Source organism: Larkinella knui (assembly GCF_003858645.1).
Taxonomy (GTDB): Bacteria; Bacteroidota; Bacteroidia; order Cytophagales; family Spirosomataceae; genus Larkinella; species Larkinella knui.
Genome location: NZ_RQJP01000005.1, coordinates 809,882 through 834,381, shown reverse-complemented (window position 1 = coordinate 834,381; position 24,500 = coordinate 809,882). Strand labels below are relative to the sequence as shown.

Sequence of the window (24,500 nt, the reverse complement as noted above, 5' to 3'; positions counted from 1 at the left end):
ATAGAGATGGGCAATCGGAACTATATGTACGGAATTGGCGGTAGTTAGGATTTTGATAAGAAACTAAACCGCAGAACACATAGTTTTAGGAAAGAGCAGAATGAAAGGAAACAGGCCATGAAAAATAAAACACTGGTAGTTGGCGCTTCAGAAAATCCGGAACGCTATGCCAACAAAGCAGCCAATCGGCTGGTGCAACAAGGGCATGCGATTGAATTACTCGGTTTGCGTTCGGGAACGATTCGGGACAATCCGATTCGGACCGGCCAGCCCGACTTGAGCGACATCGATACGGTTACCTTGTATGTTTCACCAAAGAACCAAACCGGTCTGTACGAATACATCAAGAAGCTGAAACCCCGGCGGGTAATTTTCAACCCCGGCACCGAAAATCCGGCCTTCGAGAAAGAACTGGAACAACAGGGAATCGAACCGGTAGAAGCCTGCACGCTGGTGATGCTGGCAATTGGGCAGTATTAAGAAGAGTGAAGAGTGAACGGTTCATTCAAAACTCTTCACTCCTGATTACCATTTTATCAATGCGGAGGCCCAGGTAAATCCACTCCCGAAAGCGGCCAGACAAATTACGTCACCGGGATGAATGCGGCCCTGTTCCCAGGCTTCCGTCAGGGCAATGGGAATGGATGCGGCCGTGGTATTACCAAACCGCTGAATGTTGTTGATCACTTTCTCCGGCGGCAATTTCAGCTGTTGACGCACGTAATCCGAAATGCGGATATTGGCCTGGTGCGGCACCAGCAACGCAAGGTCTTCCGGGCCGTAGCCGTTCGCTTTCAGGGCTTCATTGATCACTTCGGCAAACCGCACGGTGGCGTGTTTGAAAACCGCATTCCCATTCATGACGACATCGAAACCGCCTTCGTCGACCATTTCTTTGGTGGCCGAGCGCGACGGTCGGCTGCTGCCCGGATCCCGAACGTACAGATCTTCCGCATACCGGCCGTCGGCGTGTAAATGGGTCGAGAGGATACGGTGCTCGGAATCAGGGGTGGCCTGCAAAACAGCCGCTCCCGCGCCATCGCCAAAAATTACCGCTACGCCCCGGCCTTGCGTGGTTTTGTTGATCCAGGTCGACTGAATCTCCGAACCCACCACCAGAACGGTTTTGTACATACCGGTTTTGATAAACTGGTCGGCAATGGACACGGCATACACAAAACCCGAACACTGATTGCGAATGTCGATGACGCCGATTCCCTCCAGGCCCAGTTCACGCTGCATCAGAAATCCCGAACCGGGGAAGAAGTAATCGGGGGTGATGGTTGCGAAGACAATCAGTTCAATATCCTGCGGTTGCAATCCGGCGCGTTCGATCGCCATCCGCGAAGCAGCCGCAGCCATACTGGCATTCGTGTCTTTTCCGTAGGTAAAATACCGCCGTTGCTCAATACCGGTGCGCTCCCGAATCCATTCGTCCGACGTGTCCATGTAGTGCGTCAGATCCTGATTCGTGACGACATTTTCGGGCACATAAAACCCCAGTCCGGTGATGGTGGAATACGTCATTCCTGCACGCCTTCAATTGAAAATGTATATTCTTCCATAATCAGGTTGGCGAGCAGCTGGCGGCAGGCGGTATCGACGACGTCTTTTGCCTTTTCCTCCGTTTCAGCCTCCACTTCCAGCCGGATGTGTTTACCGATCCGAACATCCCCCACAGAATCGATGTGGAGATTGTGTAATCCCAATTTTACGGCTTTTCCCTGCGGATCGAGAATTTCCTTCTGGGGCATTATGTCAATTTCGGCGATGTATTTCATGATAAAAGAAAAAATAAAGCAATCGAAGGGAAAGATTCACGTCAGGTCTGCTATCCTCCCGCTCTTTTGCATTTACGGCTTGTTTTTAGCGAATAATGAGATCAAAATGTATAAAAAGATAATCAATGGTACGGCTGCGAATTGCAAAAATAGCAAGAGAAATACCGATAGTATCAGAAAAATAAATTTTATCCGGTTTTCCCGCCAGCCGAATGATTTGAATTTAAAGGCCAGCAACGGTAACTCAGCCACGAGCATGAATGAAAAAACAACCAGAAAATAGAGCGTGATGGGGTTGTGCCACAGAAAAGCAAACTGCGGCTGGTAATGGCTCATGAGCGGAAACGCGGCAATCAGGATGGTATTGGCCGGAACGGGTAAACCAATGAACTGGTCAGACTGGCGGGTGTCGATGTTGAAGTTGGCGAGCCGCAAAGCCGATAAAACCGCAATTAAATAGGCCAGGTAAGACCAGTTTTCGAATCCCAGCGCCCATAAGGCCTGAAAAATCATCGTGGCCGGCAACACGCCGAACGTCACGACGTCGGCCAGCGAATCCAGTTCTTTGCCAAACGGCCCCGATACATGGACGAGTCGGGCCACAAACCCATCGCCAAAGTCGAGAACGCCCGCGAGCAGAATCAGCCACGCGGCCGTGTCGGCGTGTCCGCGCAGTGTCATCACCAAACCGATGCACCCACACAGCAGATTGCCGCAGGTCATGGCATTGGGCAGATGGCGGAGTAGCTTATTGATTGATCGTAAAACTAAGTGAAACCCTTTCGTCGGGTGCGTGGTGCCGACTGAAACCGGGCCACCCAAACCGTCAACGATGGTGTAAAGCTACACGAGAGAGTTGTCAACTCAAATTTTGACCGAAAGAAAAAGCATCGAACAACGCAGCTTTCGGTGGCAGGTCACATCGATACTTTGCTGATTCCTTCCGACCGGCTGTTTTGATAAAAGGAAATCTGAAGAATCAGGCTGTGAGCGATTTGTTGCAGAGCTTCCTGCGTCAGAAAACCCTGGTGGGCCGTCAGCAAAACCCGGGGGTGGCTGCGCAGCCGGTTTAACGTTTCGTCGGTAACGGACTTGTTGGAAAAATCCCGGTGAAACCATTTTTTCTCATCGGCATACACATCAGCCGCGTAACCGCCTAACGCCTTTCTGTCCAGCGCATTCAGGATAGCGGTAGTGTCGACCAGACCGCCCCGGCTGGAATTGAGCACGATGGCCGTCGGTTTTATCTGCGCAATGGCATCGGCATTCAGCAACTGGTTCGTCTGGGCGGTCAACGGACAATGGAGCGAAACAACGTCCGATTCGGCCAGCAACCTCGGCAGAGGAACATACTCGACCCCCGCGTTCAGGAGTGCCTGGGCCGGTTTTATATCATACGCGAGCAACCGGCAGCCAAACCCGAGCATGATTCGGCTAAAGGCCTGACCAATATGGCCCGTGCCAATCACGCCAACGGTTTTTCCGTGTAAATCCTGGCCCGTCAGCCCATGAATGGAAAAGTTTCCCTGCAGAACCCGCTGGTGAGCCAGCGGCAGATTCCGAACGAACCCCATGAGCAGCGCAACGGCATGTTCAGCCACCGAATAGGGTGAATAAGCCGGCACATGCAATATTGTAATACCCAGTGTTTCAGCGGCTTCCAGATCAACGTTGTCCAGACCCACGCAACGCATGGCCACCAGACCAATACCCAATCTTTTTAACGCCTGCAAAACCGGCTCGCTGAGGTCATCCTCCACGAAAGCACAAACAGCCTCATGACCCGAAGCCAGTTGGCTGGTTTGTTCCGTTAAAAGATCTTCGATAAACGTGATGGTGTGGTGGCCCTGATACCGGATGAACCAGTCCCGTTCGTAGGCCGCCGTACTAAAAAAAGCAATTTTCATTCTTTATTTGTTTTACACAAAATTAACGTTTCATCATTCGACAACGGATGACATCCGTCATACTGCCGGATGATTGTCGGGGGATGGCCAGGGTGGGTTTCGTCCCCTAAATTACGAATTGCGGTGTTAAACGGGTTAAAATTCACGCCAAATCCGGCCTGGTTTTAGTGTTCATTTGACAGGAAACCGTTACATTAACTACTCGTATAAAGACGATCGTTTTCAAGTTCTGTGGACCAGTTAGCAAACCGAAAAATCATCCACATCGACATGGATGCGTTTTACGCATCGGTTGAGCAACGGGACAATGCCGAGTTGCGCCATAAACCCGTGGCGGTGGGTGGGTCGAGCCAGCGGGGCGTTGTGGCTGCGGCCAGTTATGAAGCCCGGCAATTCGGTGTGCGCTCGGCAATGGCCTCGTCGGTTGCCATCCGCAAATGTCCTGATCTGATTTTTGTCAAACCGCGCTTTGATGTCTACAAAGCCGTTTCCAGCGAAATACGCGCTATTTTTGCCGAATATACCCCCCTGATCGAGCCACTGTCGCTGGATGAAGCCTATCTGGATGTGACCGATAATTTGAAAAATATCGCTTCAGCTACACAGATTGCGGAGGAAATCCGGGCCAAAATCCAGCAGCAAACGCACTTGACAGCCTCCGCCGGCATTTCTTACAATAAATTTCTGGCCAAGCTGGCGTCCGATTTTCGCAAACCCAATGGCCAATACGTCATCAAACCGTCGCAGGGACTAGCCTTTGTGGAAACCCTGACCGTCGGGCAATTTCACGGAATTGGCCGGGTGACAGCCGCCCGGCTCAACCAGCTCGGTATTTTCACCGGCTGGGATCTGCGGCAGCAGTCGGAAGCGTTTCTGAAACAGCATTTTGGCAAAGCAGGCAGTTATTATTACACCATCGCCCGCGCCATCGATAACCGCCCCGTGACTCCGGATCGGCTCCGCAAGTCGATTGGATCGGAAACGACGTTCGACCAGGATTTAATTACCGAAACCGATCTTCTGGCGGGTTTGCAACCGCTGCTCGATTCGGTCTGGCGTTTGTGTGAACGCATCCGGGTGGTAGGCCGTACGGTGACGCTGAAAGTAAAATTCGCCGATTTCGAGCAGATCACCCGCAGCCGGACCACGCTCGGTCCACTCTCCCAGAAGGCGTTTCTGGATCGAATCGGTATCGAGTTATTGTCGTCACTTTTTCCCCTTTCCAAAGGGGTCCGGTTGCTGGGAATTTCGGTTTCCAATCTGGAAGCTTCCGATTATCCTTCAGGCCAGCAGCTGGTACTTCCTTTTTAATTTTATCTTTAAAACCGCTTCAGATACCGATAAATGAACGTCTGCCCTCTTATAAAATACCGGTTACTAAAAATAAGTAACCAAATGGTCACAGGGGTGCAATAGGGCCGCTTTCCTGATTATATTGGTAGTACGTTAGTAGCCACCGAACGCACCATGATCACCCGGCCGAAGCCCAATCGTTACTTTTTAATTCATAATGGACCGGTACTTAGTACTGAATCATTCCTGCAAGATCTACCGCCCGCCACCCGGCCGTTACCGATTAAACTAACGAAACAATGGCTCACGGCTTTTGGCTTCCGCCCCGACCCATTGGCCCACTTCTGGACTCTCGAAGATTGTCGGTTGATTCCCGGTGTAAATTGCTGGTTGTGTGTTCATACCCGCCGGTATTTGCAATACGTGCATGAATTGCAGGATTTATTTGAAGATCATTACGACTATACCGAGCTGCGTTTGAAAACCGGATTGGCCAGCCTGCATGTACCGACTGTGCGGGCGTCTACCGTACGGCCGGTATAAACGCCCCTCCTTTTGTCGCCGTAATGATGATTTAAAACCCATCATTCCTACAAATACCATCCCCGTTTAAAACTTTACTACCCGGTCAAAACCAGTTTAACTTTACGTCCTATATCCTTTTCCAAAAAGGTGTTTCTGAAAGTATTGCCGTTTAATAAATACATCTATCGCGATCTGAAAACATTCTTCTAATTTAAAATTCTGCTTAAAAGAATTCCCAATTACCGTACCCACTACCCCATTCATTCCGTACCAATGCGAAGCCAATCGTTCTACTTACGGTGGCATTCAAAAGCGATCCGGATACGTTAATCACCATCTCAAAAAGATCAGCATGAACACAACTCCTAAACCCAAACTTTACGCCCTGGTGGTGGGCATCAACGAGTACCGGGCCGATTTGCTTTTGCAGGGGCAGGTTACGTTTCCGGCTCTGGGCGGATGCGTGGCGGATGCACTGAAGGTGAGACGATACCTGAAAAACGATACCGCTTTCGATCCCCACATTCTGCTTTTGCAAGACAGCGAAGCCAACAAAGCCAGCGTCGTTCACGCCTTTCAGGAACACCTGGGCCAGGCAAAAGAAGGTGACGTGGCACTGTTCTATTTCTCCGGCCACGGTACGCAGGAATGGGCCGACACCACGGTGTGGAAACACGAAACCGATGGTCGGCTGGAGTGCATTGCCTGTCATTATGACGAGCAAACGGTGGACGAATTTCTGCTGTCTGATAAGGAGTTACGCTATTTAATTCACGGATTAGCCGCTAAAAAACCGCACATCGTTACCATTTTCGACTGCTGCCATTCGGGCGACAACACCCGCAACGGGACAATGGTCCAGACGGTTTTCAAGCAGGATGCGCCCAAAGAAAAACGGATTCCGTTCGCGTTTAAAAAGCGCCCCTGGAATCACTTTGTTTTCGGACAGCAAATGAGTGCCGACGAGGTTCGGCAACAGGGCGATGCCGTTGCCTTACCGGAAGGAACGCACATTCAGTTGTCGGCCTGCGAATCCGACGAGTCGGCTATGGAAGTGGGGGGCGAAGGGGTGTTTACCAAAACGCTGCTGACCGTTTTGCGGGCTTCGGCGGGTGACCTGAGCTACTACACCCTGCGGAGTCGCGTCCGACAATACCTGCGCAATGTGTTTGAACAGAAACCCCGCATCTACGTGGCCAACAGCGACGATGCGCTGCTCCATACCACCTTCCTCAACCGGCCGGGGCAACGCGGTCAGTCGGCCATCGGCGAAGTGACTTTCAACCAGAAAACCGGCTGGCAACTGAGTTTGGGGGCTATCCACGGCATCACGACGGAAACCAAAACCATTACGGTGTTTGATCCCGACGATGCTACAACGAAATTTCAGGCGAAGGTGAGCGCCATTCGGGTCGACTCCACCCAGCTGTTGTTCGATTCATCCGCCAATCTGAACCAGAATGCCGTTTTTCAGGCCGAAATCGACGGTTTGATGACCCTCCCCCTGCCCATTACCGTGATCAGCAAGGGCGCTTTACCGGAAGCGCAGGCCGAACTGCTGACCAGAATTTCTGAGACCGGCGGGGGCCAGATCGTTATGGAAGACGATGAAACCCGGGCGAAGTACGTGGTTCACGATCAGGATGGCCGCTATTACATTACCTACCCCAACGATCCGCACCGCCCTTTGACGAGCGTGATTGAAACCGCTTCTTCTACGGCCATTTCCGAGTTGGTGGGTCAATTGCGGCATATCGCGCGGTGGGAATTCATGAACAGCTTGACCAATGCGGGAACCAACCGCCTGCCCGGCAAACCGCTCACGGTGGAATTCGCCCGGCTTGACACCAGTGGCAACCCCATTCCAATCACGCCGGAAGATGAAACTATTCCCATCGACTACGAACAACAGGCCAACGGACGCTGGAAAAGCAACATTCAGGTAAAAATCACCAATCCCGCCAGCAACCAGCGTCCGCTTTATTGTGCCGCTTTATACCTCTCGTCGACCTTCGAATCGTTCACCGGTTTTCTGAATCCGAAAGCGTATTTGCTTGAACCGGGCAATTCGGTTTTGCTGGGAATAAACGGCAGGGATTTTCTGCCCGCCAGCATGCCCGATGCCCTGCGAGCCTACAACTGGCCGTCACGGCTGGAGCATATCAAATTGATTGTCAGCACCGACGAGTTCGATCCGCAGGCACTCACGCTGGCCACGTTGCCGGACCCGCCGATGCCGGGCGATGAACGGCAGGAACTACAACGGGGCGGTTTTGAAACCGACGAAGCGTCTGCGCGTCAGATTCAGTTGACGGGCTGGACAACGCAGTCGTACACGCTGAAGCTGGTCAATCCGGAGCCCAATGTGATTCCGGATACCGAGCTTAACGCCATGCTGCACGACCCGGCGCTGACGCCCTTTGCCCTGGGAATTTATTTCGACGCCAATTTGGGAACCAACTGGGAAACGGATTACAAACTGAAACCGGAAATCACCGTTCGCGATTCGGCCCACCTCGACGAACGCGGCCTGATCAGTGACTTTGGGCTCAAGGTAGCCAACGAATTAGCCAATCGACTCCGAAACCGCCATTACCAGCAGGTTATCAAGCACTTCCCCAACCGCGTCCGGCTGGTTTCGGAGGGCGATTCGTGGTTTCAACACCCGCTGGTGACCGATACCATCGATCATCTGTCGCGGGCGTTTGCCGTGTATTGTGTGGCCGCAGCGGGCGATACGCTCCGGAATTATCAGAAAACCGGGGAATACCTGGACGCCATCGACGAGCAACATCCGGCCTTTTTTCTCATCAGCGGGGGCGGAAACGACATTCTGGGTGAACAGTTTCGCACGTTTCTGAAGGATAATCCGGACCTGAGTGAACCACCGGGCCAGAATCCGCGTCGGTTCCTGAACGACAGGGTATTTGCCGAACTGGATACGCTGCGGGATCTTTATAAAGCCATGTTTGGGCACCTGAAGGTGCATAAGCCCAAATTAAAGATTCTGGTGCACGGCTATGACTACGTGATTCCGCTGAGTGTGACCAACAAAGGCTGGCTGGGGCGCTACATGATCGAGAAAGGAATCGGTAGCCAGAAAGACCGGTTTACCATCATTCAATTTATTCTGGATGAGTTTAATACGCGGATTAAAGCGGTGGCCGAAGCGTTTGAAAATGTCTCCTACATCGACCTGCGCAAAACCGTACGGCCCGACCAGTGGTACGACGAAATTCACCCGAACGGCGACGGTTTTCAGCAGGTGGCGATGAAATTCATGGAGCGCATCAATGAACTAATTGCCAAACAGCCGGAACTGGTGAGACCGTTGAGCCGGGACACATTTAAAATGGCAAAACCGCCCGAAAGGCCCCGCGGGGAGGAAAGGGGACGCGGCATTACGATCAATACGGACCATGTCGAATATGAAACCGATCCGTCCAAACCGAGCCACTGGGCCAACCCGGTCCCGAGTATGGCCTCTCCGGCGGCACCACCCGTTTCGCCCGTCCGCGAAGGTCAGCTCGAATACGACATTCCAGGGTCTATGAACGTCAATGAACAGACGACCTGCACCGTGCGGATTGCGGGCAAGGACGTGGAAGCGGCTTTGTTAAAAATCAGCGAAGACAGTGTGCATCAAGACATTGTGATTGGCAACGAAATGAGTGTTCGTCTGGTCGACAGTTCGGGTGGGGAATATTTTAAAATTACGACCACCAGCACCGAGCGGCAGGAAATCTGGGACGGCGACAAAACGCAATGGAAGTTTTTTGTGCGTCCGCTCAAAGCCGGGCGCCATCCGCTGCTGCTTCAGGTGACCGTTCACCTGGGAAACCGTTCCCGCGATCTGGACGTCCTGGAAAAAGAAGTGCTCATCAGCAGTGACGACCCGAACGAACCCGCAACGCCGAACGCAAAAGTCTGGAAACGCATTTTATTTCTTTCGGCCAACCCCGTTACGCACGAACCGCTGCGGCTGGGTGCCGAAGCCCGCGAGATTCAGGAAGAACTGCGGGGCAGCGAAGGCATCCTGTTTTCGACGAGCCTGGCCGTAACGCCCCGGACACTGACGCGTTCTATTTTGCAGGAAAAACCGACTATCGTGCATTTCAGCGGCCACGGCACCGACGAAGGGCTGTGTCTCGAAACAGAAAGCGGCCAGCTGAAAACGGTCAGTGCGGAAGCCTTGGGGCGGCTTTTTGCGGTTTTCGATGAGTCGGTGCAGTGCGTCTTGCTGAATGCGTGCTATTCCGAAACACAGGCCAAAGCCATCGGCGAACACATTCCGTACGTGATCGGAATGCAACGCTCGATTGGCGATGAAGCCGCCATTGCCTTTTCAGCCACGTTTTATCAGGCACTCGGCTCCGGCCTGTCCATTGTTGATGCGTACGAGTTGGCCGTTGCGGGCATGGGACTGGAAGACAACAGCCAGGCGACGATCCCGGTGTTGCTGGAAAAGAAAAAAGGGTAAGCGCCAAAACCGTCAATTTGCCCTCAGCAACGCTACTTTCCCGTCCATCGTCGTCACCAGAACCTGCCGGTTTTTGAGCGGCCAGACGCGGTTGAGCATGGCGTTCGACAGTTTGTGCGACCAGAGTAACCGCCGGTTCCGGCGGTCGATCGTGTACAAAGCGCCTTCGTCGGTGGGCACATAAAGCAGGCCGTCGCGCTCGGTGAGCGGTCCCGGACTAATCTCATAGCCGTAGTAGCAATTGACAAACCACGCGCCCCGGCCGTCGGCCGAATTCGTCGGAATGGCCCAGACCGAATCCTGCATACACTTGACGTAAATCAACGAGCGGTCTGCCGACACGCCCATCGACTCGAAGCCTTTGTGCTGGTTGGTTTTCCAGATTTCGCGACCGGTTTCGGCGTCGATGGCCGTAACCGTGCGGTCGGGCGTCTGGATAAACAGGCGGTTTTTGACCAAAACCGGCACGCAGGCCGCGGGCGAGAAGTTGCGCAGTTTTCCGTTGGTCCAGCGCCAGACGGAGTCGCCGGTTTTTTTGTTCAACGCGTACAACGACGATCCCCAGGAACCGAAATAGACGCGATTTTTGTCAACGACCGGGACCGATTCAACAAAACCTTTCACCCCACTGAACGTCCATTTCACGGCCCCGTCCGCCAGCGAGAGCGCCCGGAATTTCCCTTCGGAACTGCCGATAAAAATCGTATTTCGGTCAATGACCGGCGACGCCACGATGGGTTTGCCGGTTTCCTGCTTCCAGAGCAGAGAGCCGCTGCGTTTGTCGAGGCAATAAATCGTTCCGTCCGTCGACGCAACTACGACCCGGTTTTTGCGAACCGCCGGGGTTGAGTAGACTTTGCCCCCGGTGGCAAACCGCCAGCGAACTTCGCCGGTCGCGGTGGCCAGCGCCACCAGTTGCCCGTTCGTGTTGGGATACAGGCACAAGCCGTCACTTTCGACAATGCCCGCGCCGATGTCGCTGCTGTCCTGTTGAGCCCAGACCGGTTTCACGCTGGCGTACTGCGCGTTCATTTTGTAGTCGGGGCGGGGAAATTTGGTGGCGGTTTGCTGGCTGAACTCATGATTTTTGAGAACGATGGTTCGCCAGACGGCTTTTGTTCCGACGCCGGGCGTCCGTTCGGCAAACGTCATGGTGTCGTTTTGCATCGTCACGATGTTGTAGCCGCCGACTTCGTCTTTCGCCCGGAGGTTGGAGCGGCCCATCGTCCCCGGAATGCCTTCAAAATCCAGTTCACGGTTGGCGTGTCCGTGTCCGCAAAAAGCCGCCTGAACGTTGGTTTTCTTGAGTTCGTCGATCAGCAAATACCAGTTTTCCAGCGAATCATCGAGCGGATAATGGTTCATGAAAATAACCGGCTGGTCGGAGCCTTTCAACTTTTCAACTTCGGACCGGAGCCACAAAACATCTTCGCGGGCCACCAGCCCCGGCGCCATCCGCATGTTGGGACCGCTGCCGCAGCCGATGAACCGGTAGTGGCCAACCGTGAACGAAAACCGTTCCGCGCCGAACACCTTCCGAAAACTGTTGCAGCCATTTTCCGACCATTTGGTGTCGTGATTGCCGGGAAAGATGTACCATTTTTTGTTCAGACCGTCGAGAATGCGTTTGGCGATCTGAAATTCCTCGTCCGAGCCAAAATCGGTGACGTCGCCGGTAAAAACCGCAAAATCGAGGTCGGTTTGCGCATTGATGTCGTTGACCGTACGCTGAAGATCTTCGACGGCGGTGGCGGGTGCGCCCACGTGGGTATCGGTTACAAACGCAAAACGAATGGATTGAGCCAGCATTGGTTCAACCCCGAACAGGCTAAAAAGGAGGAGCAGCAGAGACTTCATACCGCAAAATACGAACGACAGGAATAGAAACCATACGTGCGATGAAACCGGTATCCGCGCCGATCGGTTATGGAAAATAGCCAGCTATTTCCTATCTTTTGATTTCCAAACTGCTTTACGTATGGATTGCCTCACGACGTTAAAAAACAATCCAAGATTCAAGGGTGTGCCGGACGAGCAACTCCGTTGGCTGGTCGATCATGCCGATTGCCGCGAATACCCGGCGGATACGCTGATATATCATCCCGGCGACCCGACCGACCATTTTATCATTCTGCTACAGGGCCGAATCCGGTATTACCTCATCCAGCAGGGGCAGCAACAGGAACTGCGCCTGGCCGAAGAGGGCGGACTGGAGGGCGTTTTGCCGTTTTCGCGGATGGTGGAATCGGTGGCCTACTGGCAAACCATTGGCCCCACGGCGGTACTGGCCCTGCACCGCGACCATTTCCGCGAAATGATTCAGACGCAGTATGAACTGACCGAAACGCTGGTTCACGTTATGACGACGCGGGTTCGGGAAACGACGCGGCAACTGCAGCAAAACGACAAAATCATGGCACTGGGACGCATGTCGGCGGGCTTGGCCCACGAACTGAACAACCCGGTTTCGGCCATTGTCCGGAGTTCCGATTCGCTGAAATCGCATTTGCACAACACCCCGCAACGGTTTAAGGACGTGATGGCGCTGCGGGTCACCGACGAGATGGTCGACCGGGTCAGCAACCTGTTGTTCAGCAAAACGAAGAACCCAACGGAAAACAAGCGGCTGTCGCTGATGGAACGCAGCAGCCTGGAAGATGATCTGCTCGACTGGTTCGATGACAACGGGGTGACCGACGGCGCCGAACTGACGGAATCGCTGGTGGATTTTGGCTTTACGACCGACGATCTGGATACGCTGCTGGTAGATGTTGCGCCGGATAACCGGGCGACGGTCTTGAACTGGCTGGTCAATAACCTGGTGACGGAACGGCTCGTAACCGACATCGAAGAAGCCTCCAAACGCATTGCGGTTCTGGTCAATGCCATCAAATCCTATACGCACATGGACCGGGGAACGGGCCGCGAATGCATCCACATCCGCGAAGGCATCGACAGCACGCTCGTTCTGTTGAAGCACAAACTGAAAGAGAAAAATATTCAGGTCGACGTCAGCATACCGGACGATTTACCGCAACTGGATGCCTATCCCAGCGAACTGAACCAGATCTGGACGAATCTGATCGACAACGCCGTCGATGCTATGAAGGACGGCGGGCACCTGCAAATTACCGCCGAAGTCGACCGGGAGTTTGAATTGATCCGCATCATCGATGACGGTTCGGGGATTCCGGCCACCAGTGTCGACCATATTTTTGATCCGTTTTTTACCACCAAACCCATCGGCAAAGGAACCGGCCTCGGGCTGGATATTGTGCAGGGCATTGTCCGACACCACAATGGCCGTATTTACGTCAATTCGGAACCGGGACGAACGGAATTCAAAGTTTGCCTGCCCATTCAACCCGGAAAGGAAGAAAAAATCGAAGTAGCGGAAGCGGTAGAAGACCCCAACGACTAATTTTCGGCCCGGCTTCTTTTTGCTTTCTAACCCAACCCATTATTCTTGAAAAATGAAACCTCCCATTATCATTGCCGTCGACGACGATCAGGCGGTATTGCAGGCCATCCAGCGGGATTTACGCCAGCAATACCGGAAAAAATATAAGATTATGGCGACCACCTCCGCCAACGAAGTGCTGGAGACGCTGGTGGAGCTGAAGAAGAAAAACGAAGAAGTGGCCCTGTTTTTGTCGGATCAGCGGATGCCGGAAATGCTGGGCGTCGATTTTCTGTTCAAGGCCCGCAAAATTTATCCGGATGCCAAAACCGTGTTGCTGACGGCCTACTCCGACATTGAAGCTGCCATTCGGGCCATCAACGACGTTCAGCTCGACTATTACCTGAACAAACCGTGGGACCCGCCGACGGAAAAACTGTACCCGATTCTGGACGAATTATTGAACGACTGGCAGTCCAATTACCGCCCTCAGTTTGAAGGGCTCAAGCTGATCGGCTACCAGTTTTCGCCCCGCACCCACGAACTGAAAGACTTTATGGCGGGCAACCTGTTTCCGTATCAATGGCTTGATATTGAGACAAATCCGGAAGCGAAAAAGCTGGCTGACCTGCACGAGATCGACCAGAGCGAACTCCCCGCCTTGTTGCTGGAAGACGGCACGGTTTTGAAGCACCCGTCGATGTCGGAGGTTGGCGAAAAGCTGGGGCTCAGTTCCAAAGCCACCCAATCGCTCTACGATCTGGCGATCATCGGGGCGGGTCCGGCCGGACTGGCGGCCGCCGTTTACGCGGGTTCGGAAGGGCTGCGAACGATTCTGATCGACAAACGCGCTCCGGGCGGGCAGGCCGGAACCAGCTCACGGATTGAGAATTACCTCGGTTTTCCCTCGGGTTTGAGTGGTTCCGAGCTGACGCGCCGGGCCATCACGCAGGCCACCCGTTTTGGCGTCGAATTTCTGGCTCCGCACGAAGTGGTGGCCATCAAGCCGCGGGGGCAGTACAAGCACATCGAACTCAGCGACGGAAACGAGGTGGTGGCGCGGAGTATTGTGCTCAGCACGGGTGTTTCGTACCACAAGCTCGAATGTCCGGGTCTGGATGAGTTGACGGGTGCCGGGGTGTATTACGGCGCAGCGACCACGGAAGCCTACGCCTTCAAGGGAAAACCGGTTTATGTGGTGGGCGGTGGTAATTCGGCCGGGCAGGGTGCCATGTACCTCTCCCGAACGGCTTCCGACGTACACATCATTATCCGGCGAACCGACCTGTCGGCCACGATGTCGCAATACCTGATCGACCAGATTGAAAAAACGCCGAATATTCACGTCCACCCCTGCACGGCAGTGGCCGAAGGGCTGGGCGATTCGCACCTCGAATGCCTGATTCTGGAGGATATTCCAACGGGTGAACGCACGAAAGTGCCCGCCAGCGCCCTGTTCATCTTTATCGGTACCAAACCGTATACCGACTGGATCGAAATGAACATCATCAAGGACCCGAAAGGATTCATTGAAACGGGCCGCGATCTTGCAAAATACGACGATTATAAAGAGTTTTGGAAACTGGACCGCGATCCCTTCCTGCTCGAAACGTGCAGTGTGGGCATTTTTGCCGCTGGTGATGTACGGGCCGGAGCCATGAACCGCGTCGCTTCGGCGGTGGGTGAAGGAGCGATGGCGGTCAGTTTTGTTCATAAATATCTAGCCGAAACGTAGGCCAATAGCCGCGCAGCTACCTGAGAGACAATCCAATGAGACTAAAAGCCTGTTCCCATCTGAGTGCCGTTGAATCCGTTACGTTGCCTGATTTACCGGCGGTTTGTGTGGAATGTGTCAAAACCGGTGATTCGTGGGTGCATCTGCGCACCTGCCAGACCTGTGGTCAGACGCATTGCTGCGATTCGTCGCCGAACCAGCACGCAACCAAGCACTTCTACGCCAGTGAGCACCCGGTTATCGCATCGGCGGAACCCGGCGAAGCCTGGCTCTGGTGCTTTGTCGACGAGCAGATTATTCCGTATTGACAATCGTCTTCGTGGCGCGGGTTTTTAAGCGATGTGCAAGCCAATCGGACCAGGGGAGTTACGCGGCTTTTCGACCGCGCCCTGGCGGAGAACGACGGTAGCCCGGTCGATAGCGGTGCATCCGGTCATACCGGGTGTTTGAACTGGTCGTTAAAATTCTGGGCTTCAATTATTTTTTCCTGGCTTATCTGGGCATTTTCATTCGGCAGATTCGATTCCGGCGTTTGAGAATAAGGCACATTCTGGGGAATGAAATCCTGCATGGCGCCCGGTTTGCTGTAGTCATAGGGCCAGCGGTACACCGGTGGAATTTCACCCGGCCAGTTGCCGTGTCCCGGATGAATAGGCGTGGTCCATTCGAGCGTATTGGCTTGCCAGGGATTCAATGGAGCCTTTTCACCCCAAAACAGGCTATGAAAAAAGTTGTACAGAAAAATCAGCTGGGCCCCCGCCGTTAGGAAAGCGGCCACCGAAATAAACACGTTCAGATCATTGTATTGGCGGAATACCTCGAAACTGGTAAAGGCATAATACCGCCTGGGAAAACCCGCTATGCCCAGGTAATGCATCGGGAAGAAAACCAGGTAAATACCGGTAAAGGTCATCCAGAAGTGAATATGCCCCAGCGTGTTATTCATCATACGCCCGAACATCTTGGGAAACCAATGGTATATGCCCGTCAACAAACCAAAAGCGGAGGCCGCTCCCATTACCAAATGGAAATGAGCCACGACGAAGTACGTATCGTGCAGTTGAATATCAAGTGAGCTGTTGCCCAGAACGATGCCGGTTACGCCCCCCGATATAAAGAAGGATACCATCCCGATGGCAAAGAGCATGGCCGGGGTAAAAATGATGTTGCCCGCCCACAAGGTCGTAATGTAGTTGAACGCCTTTACCGCCGAGGGCACGGCGATAATGAGCGTCAGAAACATAAAAATGGACCCCAGAAATGGGTTCATGCCCGAAACAAACATGTGGTGTGCCCAGACGATGAATGACAGAAAGGCGATACCGAGCATGGAAACGATCATGGCCCGGTACCCAAAAATGGGCTTACGGGCATTGACCGAAATGACTTCGGAGGTAATACCCAGGGCGGGCAGAATCACAATGTACACTTCCGGATGGCCCAGAAACCAGAACAGGTGCTGAAACAAAACCGGGCTGCCGCCCATGCGCTCCAACGGTTCACCACCGATGTAGATGTCGCTCAGGTAGAAACTGGTGCCAAAATGCCGGTCAAAAATCAGCAGCAGAACCGCCGAGAGCAGAACCGGGAACGAGATCAATCCCAGCACTGCCGTCAGCAGAAACGCCCAGATGGTCAGCGGTAATTTGCTGAACGACATGCCCCGGGTGCGCAGATTGATCACCGTGGTGATGTAATTGATACCGCCCAGCAACTGCGAGATGATAAAAAATGCCATGCTGATCAGCCACAGGGTCATTCCGGTTCCGGAGCCCGAAACGGCCTGAGGCAGGGCGCTTAAAGGCGGATAGACCGTCCAGCCGCCCATCGGTGGCCCCGTTTCTACGAACAAGGCACTCATCATGATGACGCTGGCCAGAAAAAAGAACCAGTAGGACAGCATGTTCAGAAACCCCGAGGCCATATCGCGGGCACCGACTTGCAGGGGAATCAGAAAGTTGGAAAACGTGCCACTCAAGCCCGCTGTCAGGACAAAGAAAACCATGATGGTACCGTGCATGGTGACCAGTGCCAGGTAAAATTCGGGGTGGATTTTGCCCCCGCTATCGATCCAGTCGCCCAGAATGGGTCGGAGCCAGTCGAGTTTTGCGCTTTGAAAAGCCAGTTGAATCCGAAACAGCAGGGAGAGCACGATGCCGAGGATTGCCCAGAAAATACCGCTGAACAGATACTGTTTGGCAATGACTTTATGATCCTCCGAAAAGATATACCTGCGCCAGAATGGCAACGGTTCATGGTGGTCGAATTCAGTCTCTTCTACGGAGGTGACCTGATGCCTGGCGGTTTCCATAACCCGAACGTTGAAAGTAGTCGTGAATGCTACTTAAAACGTTCGGATTCAGGAGCTGTCCGAAAAAATACAGCTTAACAAGGGAACGGACCCGCTGGTTTCTTTCGGTTTCCGGCCTGTTTTTTTAACGCAGTGTATGACTGATGACGCCGTCAGGAATCGGATGGAAAAGGCTATTCTTCGGGCCGGCGGTTGGCATCTAAAGGGGTATGGCCCGTTGGCGGGTCGAAACGCCCTGATCGACCCGAATGATATAGGCTTTGCCACCGGCCCGCTCCAGAGCTTCGGCCACCGCTTCCGGATTTTCGGGGGCATACACGAACATGCACCCCCCGCCCCCGGAACCGTTGATTTTGCCGCCGTAGGCCCCGGCCTTGATCGCTTCGTCGATCATCCGGTCAATTTTAGGCGTCGACACCCGCTTGGCCTCCCGCAAACTGGTCTGGTGCGTAGTCAGCAAAGCCCCAAACCGCTGGTGATCGACAACACCCCGTCGGAACATCGCCAGGGCTTCCCGCAACACGTCCCGGTCGGAGAGGTTTCCTTTTAGCAAAGCGGTTTCGTCCGGTGTGAGCAAATGCCGGTAGTCGTCAGCGGCTTCCAACGGGCAGGTCGGCAGAGAAAAGGACGGATCAGTTTGCCGGATTTTCTCGATGGCCCGCAACATCCCGAATTTGACGTGCTTCAACACACCGATGGTGTCTTTGGGCTGCAACGAATCGCCCAGCACGAAAGCACCCAGTTGCGGCTGAAACGATTCGAGGTGAATTTTGGGCATCGATTCGAGGTAAATAACGCCCCCGACGGCCGTCGCATAATGATCCATCATTCCGCCAGGCTCGCCAAATTCCAGCACTTCAGCCCGGTATGCCAGCTCGGCCAGCTGCCGGGGCGACAACGCCTGCGGATGGTCGGCGAACTGGCTGAGAATCGCTAACCACGTGACCAGGAGCGCCGACGAGCTGGAAGTCCCGGCGTTGATGGGAATTTTTCCGCGAATTTCGCCCTGAATGCCGCCCGAAAACCGGAAGCCTTCCCGACTCAGGATATTGACCGCCGAGCGGAAATAATCCCGGTCATGCTGGTAGGGCAAGGGGAGATCCGACAGCGAAAACTGTTCGGAGGAATCAATATCCGGCAAAAAAAGCCGGACCTCCGGTTGCGGGCTGGGTTCAGCCGTGATCTGGACCCGGCGTGAAATAGCTGCGGCAATAACGGGCAAGCCCAGGTAATCCTGGTGTTCTCCAAACAAACAAATCCGGCCGGGTGTGGAGATAGAAAGGGGAAATAACATCGCTGATTCAATCACTAGTTACGGGAATCGGGAAAAATCAATGGCTGGCGCTTTTCGGAGCGGTTGCCGGGTATACGTCGTATTGAGCGGAACGGATTCGTCAAAAAAACCGCAATTTTTCAGGAAGAACTGGTTCGTGGGCCCAACACCGCCCGCGTAATCCTGCCGAAAAGCCGCCCGGGCTGTCGCATCGCCGGTGAAGCGGGCGCTGACAATTTCCTGCCAGACGCCGTCTTTGCTGCAAATCCATTGGTTCCCAAAGGCTGCCTGCCGCTGGATGTTACCCGTATTCGGCACGAAATTTTCCAGAAAAGAGTGCAGCGATTTTAAATACGTCGTGGTTTTGGGCCGCTTGAAGCGGGCAATCAGTTGCCAGTCACCCCCGTCACCCTCCGAAAAATAGGCCGTGTATGTCGTATAGTTGTTTTCATCCGGTCGACCCCGAAGCAGAAACCGGCAGGTGCGGCCCGCTTTCCAGGGGTAGCGCAGGTAGCTTTGGCCGCCGGAGCCTTCGTTGCCAAAATCGTTGGTGGTGACGCCGGTTCCTTTGCCCGCCAGAATGATTTTCTGATCCTGCGGAATCTCTTTCGGGTTGTCGGTTTTGAACGGACTCCAGACCGAAAACAGAATCCGTCGCTCGGTCGGGGAATTCACCTGCATCCCGAAATACCCTTCGGCAAACCCGTTGGCCATAAAATACGAACCGACGACGTCACTGCCTTCGGGAACCGTAATTTCGTTGTAAAACCACTCGGTATCCGTGTTTTCGGGCGTAGCATACTTCAAATGAACGGAGGGTCCGCGCCGTCCCCAGTAGAAATAATTGTCTTTGTTGGAACGAACGAAAACGGTTTTCTCGTCCACCACATCGCCACTGATGCCGAGCTCGCGCAGGTTTCCAAACGCCGGACCGGTTTTGGTCAGGCCCTGAACATCGATCTTTACATAACCCGGTTTTTGAACGGTCCACTCGCCCAGGTAATAGTCTTTTTCCGCGCTGCCGCTGGCCGAAAATTCGACCGGTTTTCCCAGCAAGCTCACCCTGATTTTACTGTCGCCCTCCGGAACGCTCATCGCGGCCGAAAGTTTCAGCGTTCCGGCGCGGGCAAACCGGACGTAGACGGAAACCCGGCTTTCGGGCTGGTTCCAGCCGGTTAGTCCATCGCTGGTGATTTTGGCGGATTGGTCGGCGGGGTTCGACACCCAGGCATTGCCGCCAATGGGAACCGACAAGCGATTCGCGTCGTGCGAATGACTTGTCGGCGGAAACAGCCCGGTAAAAAAAAGGATTAAGGGTAGGAAATTCATCAGGCAAGCTACTACAATGGATTCTGTTTCAGGTTGGAATTGAGAATAATTTCGGCTTCCGGTATCAGATTGACCACTTGTTTATCGTCGGCCGTTACGGTTTGCTGGCCGGTTGCGGTATTGTGATAACCGGGATAATTCCGAACCAGACTCCGGTTGTTGCGGTACAGATCGTAGGGGCGGTGGCCTTCAAAAGCCAGTTCCAGCCGCCTTTCCTGCAAAACCACATCCAATACGGCGGGCAGACCTTTCAGATCGGTTGCGGTATAGAGCTCGGTTCCGCTCAGGCCCGCCCGCTGCCGAATCAGGTTGACATCGGCGATGGCTTTGTCCGGCGCACCGGTTTTGGCGTAGGCTTCGGCCCGGTTCAGGTACACTTCCGAGAGCCGCAACAGCACCGGCGAACTGAGCGTGGCAATACCGCCCTGGTTGGAAAACTTCGTGACGTAAACTTTATCGATTCCGTTCCGTTTTTCCTGTGCTCCCTGCGCCGTTAGTTTGCGCACCAGGAACGACCGCCGTTTGTCGTTGGGATACTTGTTGACCAGATCCTGATAATCCTGCGATGCATAGACCTCACCATAGCCGACCCCGCCCGGCGAGGTATACAGCATCGACCCCAGCGAACCCCAGGCGCGGTCGTCTTTCAGGGTGTGTTTGATGGCCAGAATCACTTCCTTGTTCTGCTCGTTTTCCACCGTATAAAAATCCGGAACCTGCATCGGCGTAGCCAGCGTAAACCGGTTTTCGGAGATGACCAGATCGGCGTATTTGATGGTGTTGGCGTTGTCATTCATGTACAGATACACCCGCGAAAGCAGCGCATTGGCCGCTGCGGCACTGGCGTAACTGCTGGTACGCGTCACGGTCATCAGCTTGGCGGCTTTCTGCAACTCACTGACGACAAAAGCATAAACATCCTTTACTGTAGCCCGGCTGGCGTTGTCGTCGGCTTTCGTGTCGGTTTTAATGATAACGCCCGGATTCGTTTCCGGACTCTGGCCGTAGGGACGTCCGAAAAGCCGCACCAGATCGAAATGAACCATGGCGCGCAGGAACAGATTTTCGCCCAGAATCTGATCCATTTCTTTCGAGGTTCCTTCCTGAACCGCGCCAATCACTTTGTTGCAGCCAACAATAATCTGATACGCTTTGCGGTAAATCTGGAGCGCATTGGCCTGATCGGACGTGTGCCGATACGTATAGGTCAGAAAAAGCGCATCGGTCGTGGTGCCGCTGAGCGTCAGGTTATCGCCCGGATATTCGTTCATAATGAACAGATTACGGGTATAGTCGGCCTCTTTCAGGAAGGTATAATTCCCGTCGGTAGCGGCCCGCAGGCCCTGGGCGTTTTGCAGTAGTGCCGCTTCGGACAAACCGTTGTAGGGCGTTGTATCGATCTCGCAGGAAGCGGTGGCCACCACCACACAACCCAGCAACAGAAAACGTGAAAAAGAGGATTTCATGGATGTCGATGATTAAAAATTAAACTGGAGACCAAACACCAGCTTCCGGCTGAACGGGTATTTCGTACCAACTTCGCCGGTTTCGGTCACATCCGGATCGATGCCGGAAAACTTCGTGATCGTGACCACATTATCCGCCGATACCGTTAGCCGGACCCCGTCCAGCCGGGCTTTGCTCACCAGTGCCGCCGGCAAATCGTACGACAGGGTGATGTTGCGCAGCCGGAGGTAATTGCCGTTTTCCAGGAAGCGTGACGACGGGCGCTGGGCGTTGTTGTTGCCGCCGATGACGTATTTCGGGTGCGTAGTGATATCGCCGGGTTTTTCCCACCGGCTCCAGCCATCCTGCAGGGCCATCAGGTTGTAGCGGTCATAGGCACCGTCGTTGTCGAACAGATTCCGGTCGCCGTTGTAGAGAATGGATCCGGTGCTGTACGTAAAGAACGCATTCAGTTCCAGCCCTTTCCAGCTCAGCACCTGGCGAAAACCGCCGAAAAGTTTGGGGTTGGCGTTGCTGCCGATAAACTGGATCGTAGCGTCGTTGTAGTTGTTGGTTGTAGTGCTGCTCCCATCGGTGCCTACTTTTTCCCAGAGTGGCCCGCCCGTTTGCGGATCAACGCCCATCCACCGGCGCAGGTACCAGCTGTTGAGCGGCTGGTCGAGGGCGTAGGGACGCTGGCCGTTGGCCACCAGCACACGGTCCCCGTAAAGCGCCGTCACCCGGTTTCGGTTCATTCCGGCATTGACTTCCATGCGCCATTTCAAAGCGGTTTTTTGCAGAATGTCCGCCGACAAAACCACTTCAAGTCCTTTGTTCCGAACCGCTCCGACGTTTTCCGTGATGAACGAATACCCACTCGTCGCCTGGAGCGGGCGATTGAACAAAAGGTTATTCGTCAGCCGGTTATACAGATCAACCGTTAACGAAAGCCGGTTCCACAAGGTCGCATCGATCCCGAAGTTGGCGTTTTTGGACACTTCCCACGACAGGTTCGGGTTTTCGATGCGCGTCGGATACGCCGACGGAATGCCCGCGTATTGGCCCGTCAGGTTATACAAGCCCTGGGCGGCATAGTCGTTGATGCCGTCCGCGTTTCCGGTGGTCCCGTAGCTGGTCCGGAATTTGAGATTCGTCAGCAGCGGATTGCTGCGCAGAAAGGCCTCATTCGAGGCATTCCAGGTGAGTCCCACGGCGTAAAAATTGCCGTATTTCCGGTTGCGGCCGAACTTGGACGAGCCATCCCGACGAAACGACGTTGTCACGAGGTATTTGTCCTGATAGCCGTAATTGGCCTGAAACAGGTACGACGAAAAGGCGTTGTCTGTTTTGGTGCCGCTGATGGTTTCGGCCTGGGAAGTCGCATCCAGAATGTTCAAACCGGAGAAAATCCCTTTGCCCGTTGCCCCCAGCGATTCGTAATAATAGGTCTGGTATTCGTAACCGGCCAAACCGTCCAGGCTATGCCCGCCGTTGAAACTATGCCGGAAGCGCAACAGATTGGATGTCAGCAGCGTATAATCGCGGGTGGTGGTATTGGCCAGTCGTCCCTGTACATCCAGGGCGCTCGGGCCGCGCATGTCCTGACTGCTCTGGCTGCCATAATAACTGGTTTGGGCGCGGTTGGTAGTGGTCAGCGTCAGCCAGGGCAGCAGATCGTATTCCGCTTTGAAAAGCAGGTCGCCCGACAGGGTGTTTTCTTTGAACGTGTTGAACTGGCGGTTGTAGATGAAGTTGGCGTTATCGCGTCCGTACCACTTTTTTGCGCCCGTTACGGGGTTATACGGCTGGCCGTTGTAATACGGGTCGTCGTAGGGCAGGTAGGTATAGGCCGCATACAGCCCGCCGTTGCTGTTGTCGTAGCCCCGGGTGTAGAGTCCGGCGCCGTTGACGTTGATCCGGAATTTGTCGCTGATGGTGTGGCTGAAATTCAGCCGTCCGCCAAACCGGTCGAGCCCGGTTCCCTGCAAAATCCCCTCTTCTTTGTAGTAATTCCCGCTCATGAAAAAGCGCGTTTTGTCACTACCCCCGGACGCACTCAATTCGGCCAGGGTGTTGGTGGCGGTTCGGAATGCCTGATCGAACCAGTTGGTGTTGGCGCTGGCTTCCGGTGTGGGCAGGTAGTCGTTGAGGTTGGCCGTGGGCCGGTCGCGCTGGAACACTCTTTTCTGTAAATCATAGAGTTGCGGCCCATCCAGAAGCCGGAAATTTCCCAGACTTAAAGTACCAACGCCCTTGTTGAGCCGGGCCGTCAGCCGGGTTTTGCCAGACGCTCCCCGGCGGGTTGTGATCACGATCACGCCGTTGGAAGCCCGCGCACCGTAGAGGGCCGTCGCCGAAGCGTCTTTCAACACGGTCATGGATTCGATGTCACTCGGGTTGGGAATACCGCCAATGACCCCATCGACCACGTAAAGCGGATTGGAACTGGCAGTGAGCGTACCAACGCCCCGAATCAGGACTTTGGGCGCACTGCGCGGATCGCCGGAACTGTTTCCGACAAAAACGCCCGCAGCCTTGCCCTGCAACAGCTGGCCGACGTTGTTGGCCGTCACATCTTTCAGGTCTTTGGCGGTTACAACCTGGGCTGAACCGGTCAGGTTGCGCTGGTTCGTGGTCGTGTAGCCCATAACAACCACCTCATCCAGCATCGTATCGGCTTTTTTAAGGGCAATTTCCACGGACGTCCGGTTGCCGACCGTTACCGTCGTTCCCTGGTAACCAATCGAGCTGATTTCCAGCACATCGGTTGGAGTGGCGCGAACCGAGAACGTGCCTTTATCATCGGTGGTGGTGCCCTGCGTGGTGCCGCGAACCACAATGGTGGTGCCCGGTAACGGTTGCCCGGCATCGTCGCGGACCGTGCCCCGCAGCGTGGCCTGCCCATAACCGGAAATGGTTACGAATAGCCAGAATAACAGGAGGTAAGTGGAAAACTGTTTCATACTTTTTTTAGGTTGATTGAAAAAGTGGAGCAGGTACCGTGACAGAAACCGATGGCG

16 protein-coding genes are annotated in these 24,500 nt (G+C 54.2%); 6 read left to right on the top strand and 10 right to left on the bottom strand.

Going from position 1 to position 24,500, the window contains the following annotated elements; genetic code table 11:
* Nucleotides 1-117: 117 nt before the first annotated feature.
* Nucleotides 118-480, top strand: a complete 363-nt coding sequence (locus EHT87_RS25750; protein ID WP_124909619.1) for a CoA-binding protein — start codon at nucleotides 118-120, stop codon at nucleotides 478-480.
* A gap of 45 nt (nucleotides 481-525) precedes the next feature.
* Here the strand turns inward: EHT87_RS25750 and EHT87_RS25745 are convergent, their stop codons facing one another.
* The 4 genes from EHT87_RS25745 to EHT87_RS25730 form a co-directional block, all read right to left on the bottom strand.
* Nucleotides 526-1,527, bottom strand: coding sequence for a 3-oxoacyl-ACP synthase III family protein (locus EHT87_RS25745; protein ID WP_124909618.1), 1,002 nt, complete (start codon nucleotides 1,525-1,527; stop codon nucleotides 526-528).
* Complete coding sequence (gene purS / locus EHT87_RS25740; protein ID WP_124909616.1) at nucleotides 1,524-1,781, bottom strand: phosphoribosylformylglycinamidine synthase subunit PurS; 258 nt, start codon at nucleotides 1,779-1,781, stop codon at nucleotides 1,524-1,526. The genes EHT87_RS25745 and purS overlap by 4 nt, the downstream gene beginning before the upstream one ends.
* 72 nt (nucleotides 1,782-1,853) lie before the next feature.
* Nucleotides 1,854-2,537, bottom strand: coding sequence for a CDP-diacylglycerol--serine O-phosphatidyltransferase (gene pssA / locus EHT87_RS25735; RefSeq protein ID WP_310587577.1), 684 nt, complete (start codon nucleotides 2,535-2,537; stop codon nucleotides 1,854-1,856).
* Nucleotides 2,538-2,698: 161 nt separating this feature from the next.
* Entirely contained in the window at nucleotides 2,699-3,688 is a 990-nt protein-coding gene (locus tag EHT87_RS25730) for a 2-hydroxyacid dehydrogenase (protein WP_124909613.1), read from the bottom strand.
* 231 nt (nucleotides 3,689-3,919) lie between these two features.
* On the opposite strand from EHT87_RS25730, the gene dinB reads away from it, so the two are divergent.
* Together dinB and EHT87_RS25720 are read left to right on the top strand one after the other, a co-directional pair.
* Entirely contained in the window at nucleotides 3,920-4,999 is a 1,080-nt protein-coding gene (dinB, locus tag EHT87_RS25725; protein WP_124909612.1) for a DNA polymerase IV, read from the top strand.
* Nucleotides 5,000-5,858: 859 nt separating this feature from the next.
* On the top strand, nucleotides 5,859-9,986 hold the full coding sequence (locus EHT87_RS25720) for a caspase family protein (RefSeq protein WP_124909611.1): 4,128 nt from the start codon (nucleotides 5,859-5,861) through the stop codon (nucleotides 9,984-9,986).
* Nucleotides 9,987-9,998: 12 nt separating this feature from the next.
* On the opposite strand, the gene EHT87_RS25715 is transcribed toward EHT87_RS25720, so the two are convergent.
* Nucleotides 9,999-11,843: an outer membrane protein assembly factor BamB family protein gene (locus tag EHT87_RS25715; RefSeq protein ID WP_124909610.1), complete on the bottom strand. Its 1,845-nt coding sequence runs from the start codon at nucleotides 11,841-11,843 to the stop codon at nucleotides 9,999-10,001.
* A gap of 121 nt (nucleotides 11,844-11,964) precedes the next feature.
* Between EHT87_RS25715 and EHT87_RS25710 the strand changes: the two genes are divergently transcribed.
* The 3 genes from EHT87_RS25710 to EHT87_RS25700 are packed head-to-tail and all read left to right on the top strand — an operon-like array spanning nucleotide 11,965 to nucleotide 15,429.
* Nucleotides 11,965-13,407, top strand: a complete 1,443-nt coding sequence (locus tag EHT87_RS25710; protein ID WP_124909608.1) for a sensor histidine kinase — start codon at nucleotides 11,965-11,967, stop codon at nucleotides 13,405-13,407.
* A 52-nt stretch (nucleotides 13,408-13,459) separates the two neighbouring features.
* Complete coding sequence (locus EHT87_RS25705; protein WP_124909606.1) at nucleotides 13,460-15,121, top strand: NAD(P)/FAD-dependent oxidoreductase; 1,662 nt, start codon at nucleotides 13,460-13,462, stop codon at nucleotides 15,119-15,121.
* A 35-nt stretch (nucleotides 15,122-15,156) separates the two neighbouring features.
* A complete protein-coding gene (locus tag EHT87_RS25700; RefSeq protein ID WP_124909604.1) occupies nucleotides 15,157-15,429 on the top strand; it encodes a UBP-type zinc finger domain-containing protein in 273 nt (90 codons plus the stop codon).
* A gap of 125 nt (nucleotides 15,430-15,554) precedes the next feature.
* Here the strand turns inward: EHT87_RS25700 and EHT87_RS25695 are convergent, their stop codons facing one another.
* The 5 genes from EHT87_RS25695 to EHT87_RS25675 all read right to left on the bottom strand — a co-directional run bounded on the left by EHT87_RS25695 (nucleotide 15,555) and on the right by EHT87_RS25675 (nucleotide 24,443).
* On the bottom strand, nucleotides 15,555-17,432 hold the full coding sequence (locus EHT87_RS25695) for a cytochrome c oxidase subunit I (protein ID WP_124909602.1): 1,878 nt from the start codon (nucleotides 17,430-17,432) through the stop codon (nucleotides 15,555-15,557).
* Between the two features lie 199 nt (nucleotides 17,433-17,631).
* The gene (locus tag EHT87_RS25690; RefSeq protein ID WP_124909600.1) at nucleotides 17,632-18,726 is read right to left on the bottom strand and encodes a GHMP family kinase ATP-binding protein; all 1,095 of its coding nucleotides are present in this window, start codon (nucleotides 18,724-18,726) and stop codon (nucleotides 17,632-17,634) included.
* A gap of 18 nt (nucleotides 18,727-18,744) precedes the next feature.
* Nucleotides 18,745-20,034 carry a DUF3472 domain-containing protein gene (locus EHT87_RS25685; protein ID WP_124909598.1) on the bottom strand — a complete coding sequence of 430 codons (1,290 nt, stop codon included), beginning with the start codon at nucleotides 20,032-20,034 and terminating at the stop codon, nucleotides 18,745-18,747.
* 11 nt (nucleotides 20,035-20,045) lie between these two features.
* Nucleotides 20,046-21,500: a RagB/SusD family nutrient uptake outer membrane protein gene (locus EHT87_RS25680; protein ID WP_124909596.1), complete on the bottom strand. Its 1,455-nt coding sequence runs from the start codon at nucleotides 21,498-21,500 to the stop codon at nucleotides 20,046-20,048.
* Between the two features lie 12 nt (nucleotides 21,501-21,512).
* Nucleotides 21,513-24,443 carry a SusC/RagA family TonB-linked outer membrane protein gene (locus tag EHT87_RS25675; protein ID WP_124909594.1) on the bottom strand — a complete coding sequence of 977 codons (2,931 nt, stop codon included), beginning with the start codon at nucleotides 24,441-24,443 and terminating at the stop codon, nucleotides 21,513-21,515.
* Nucleotides 24,444-24,500 lie beyond the last annotated feature (57 nt).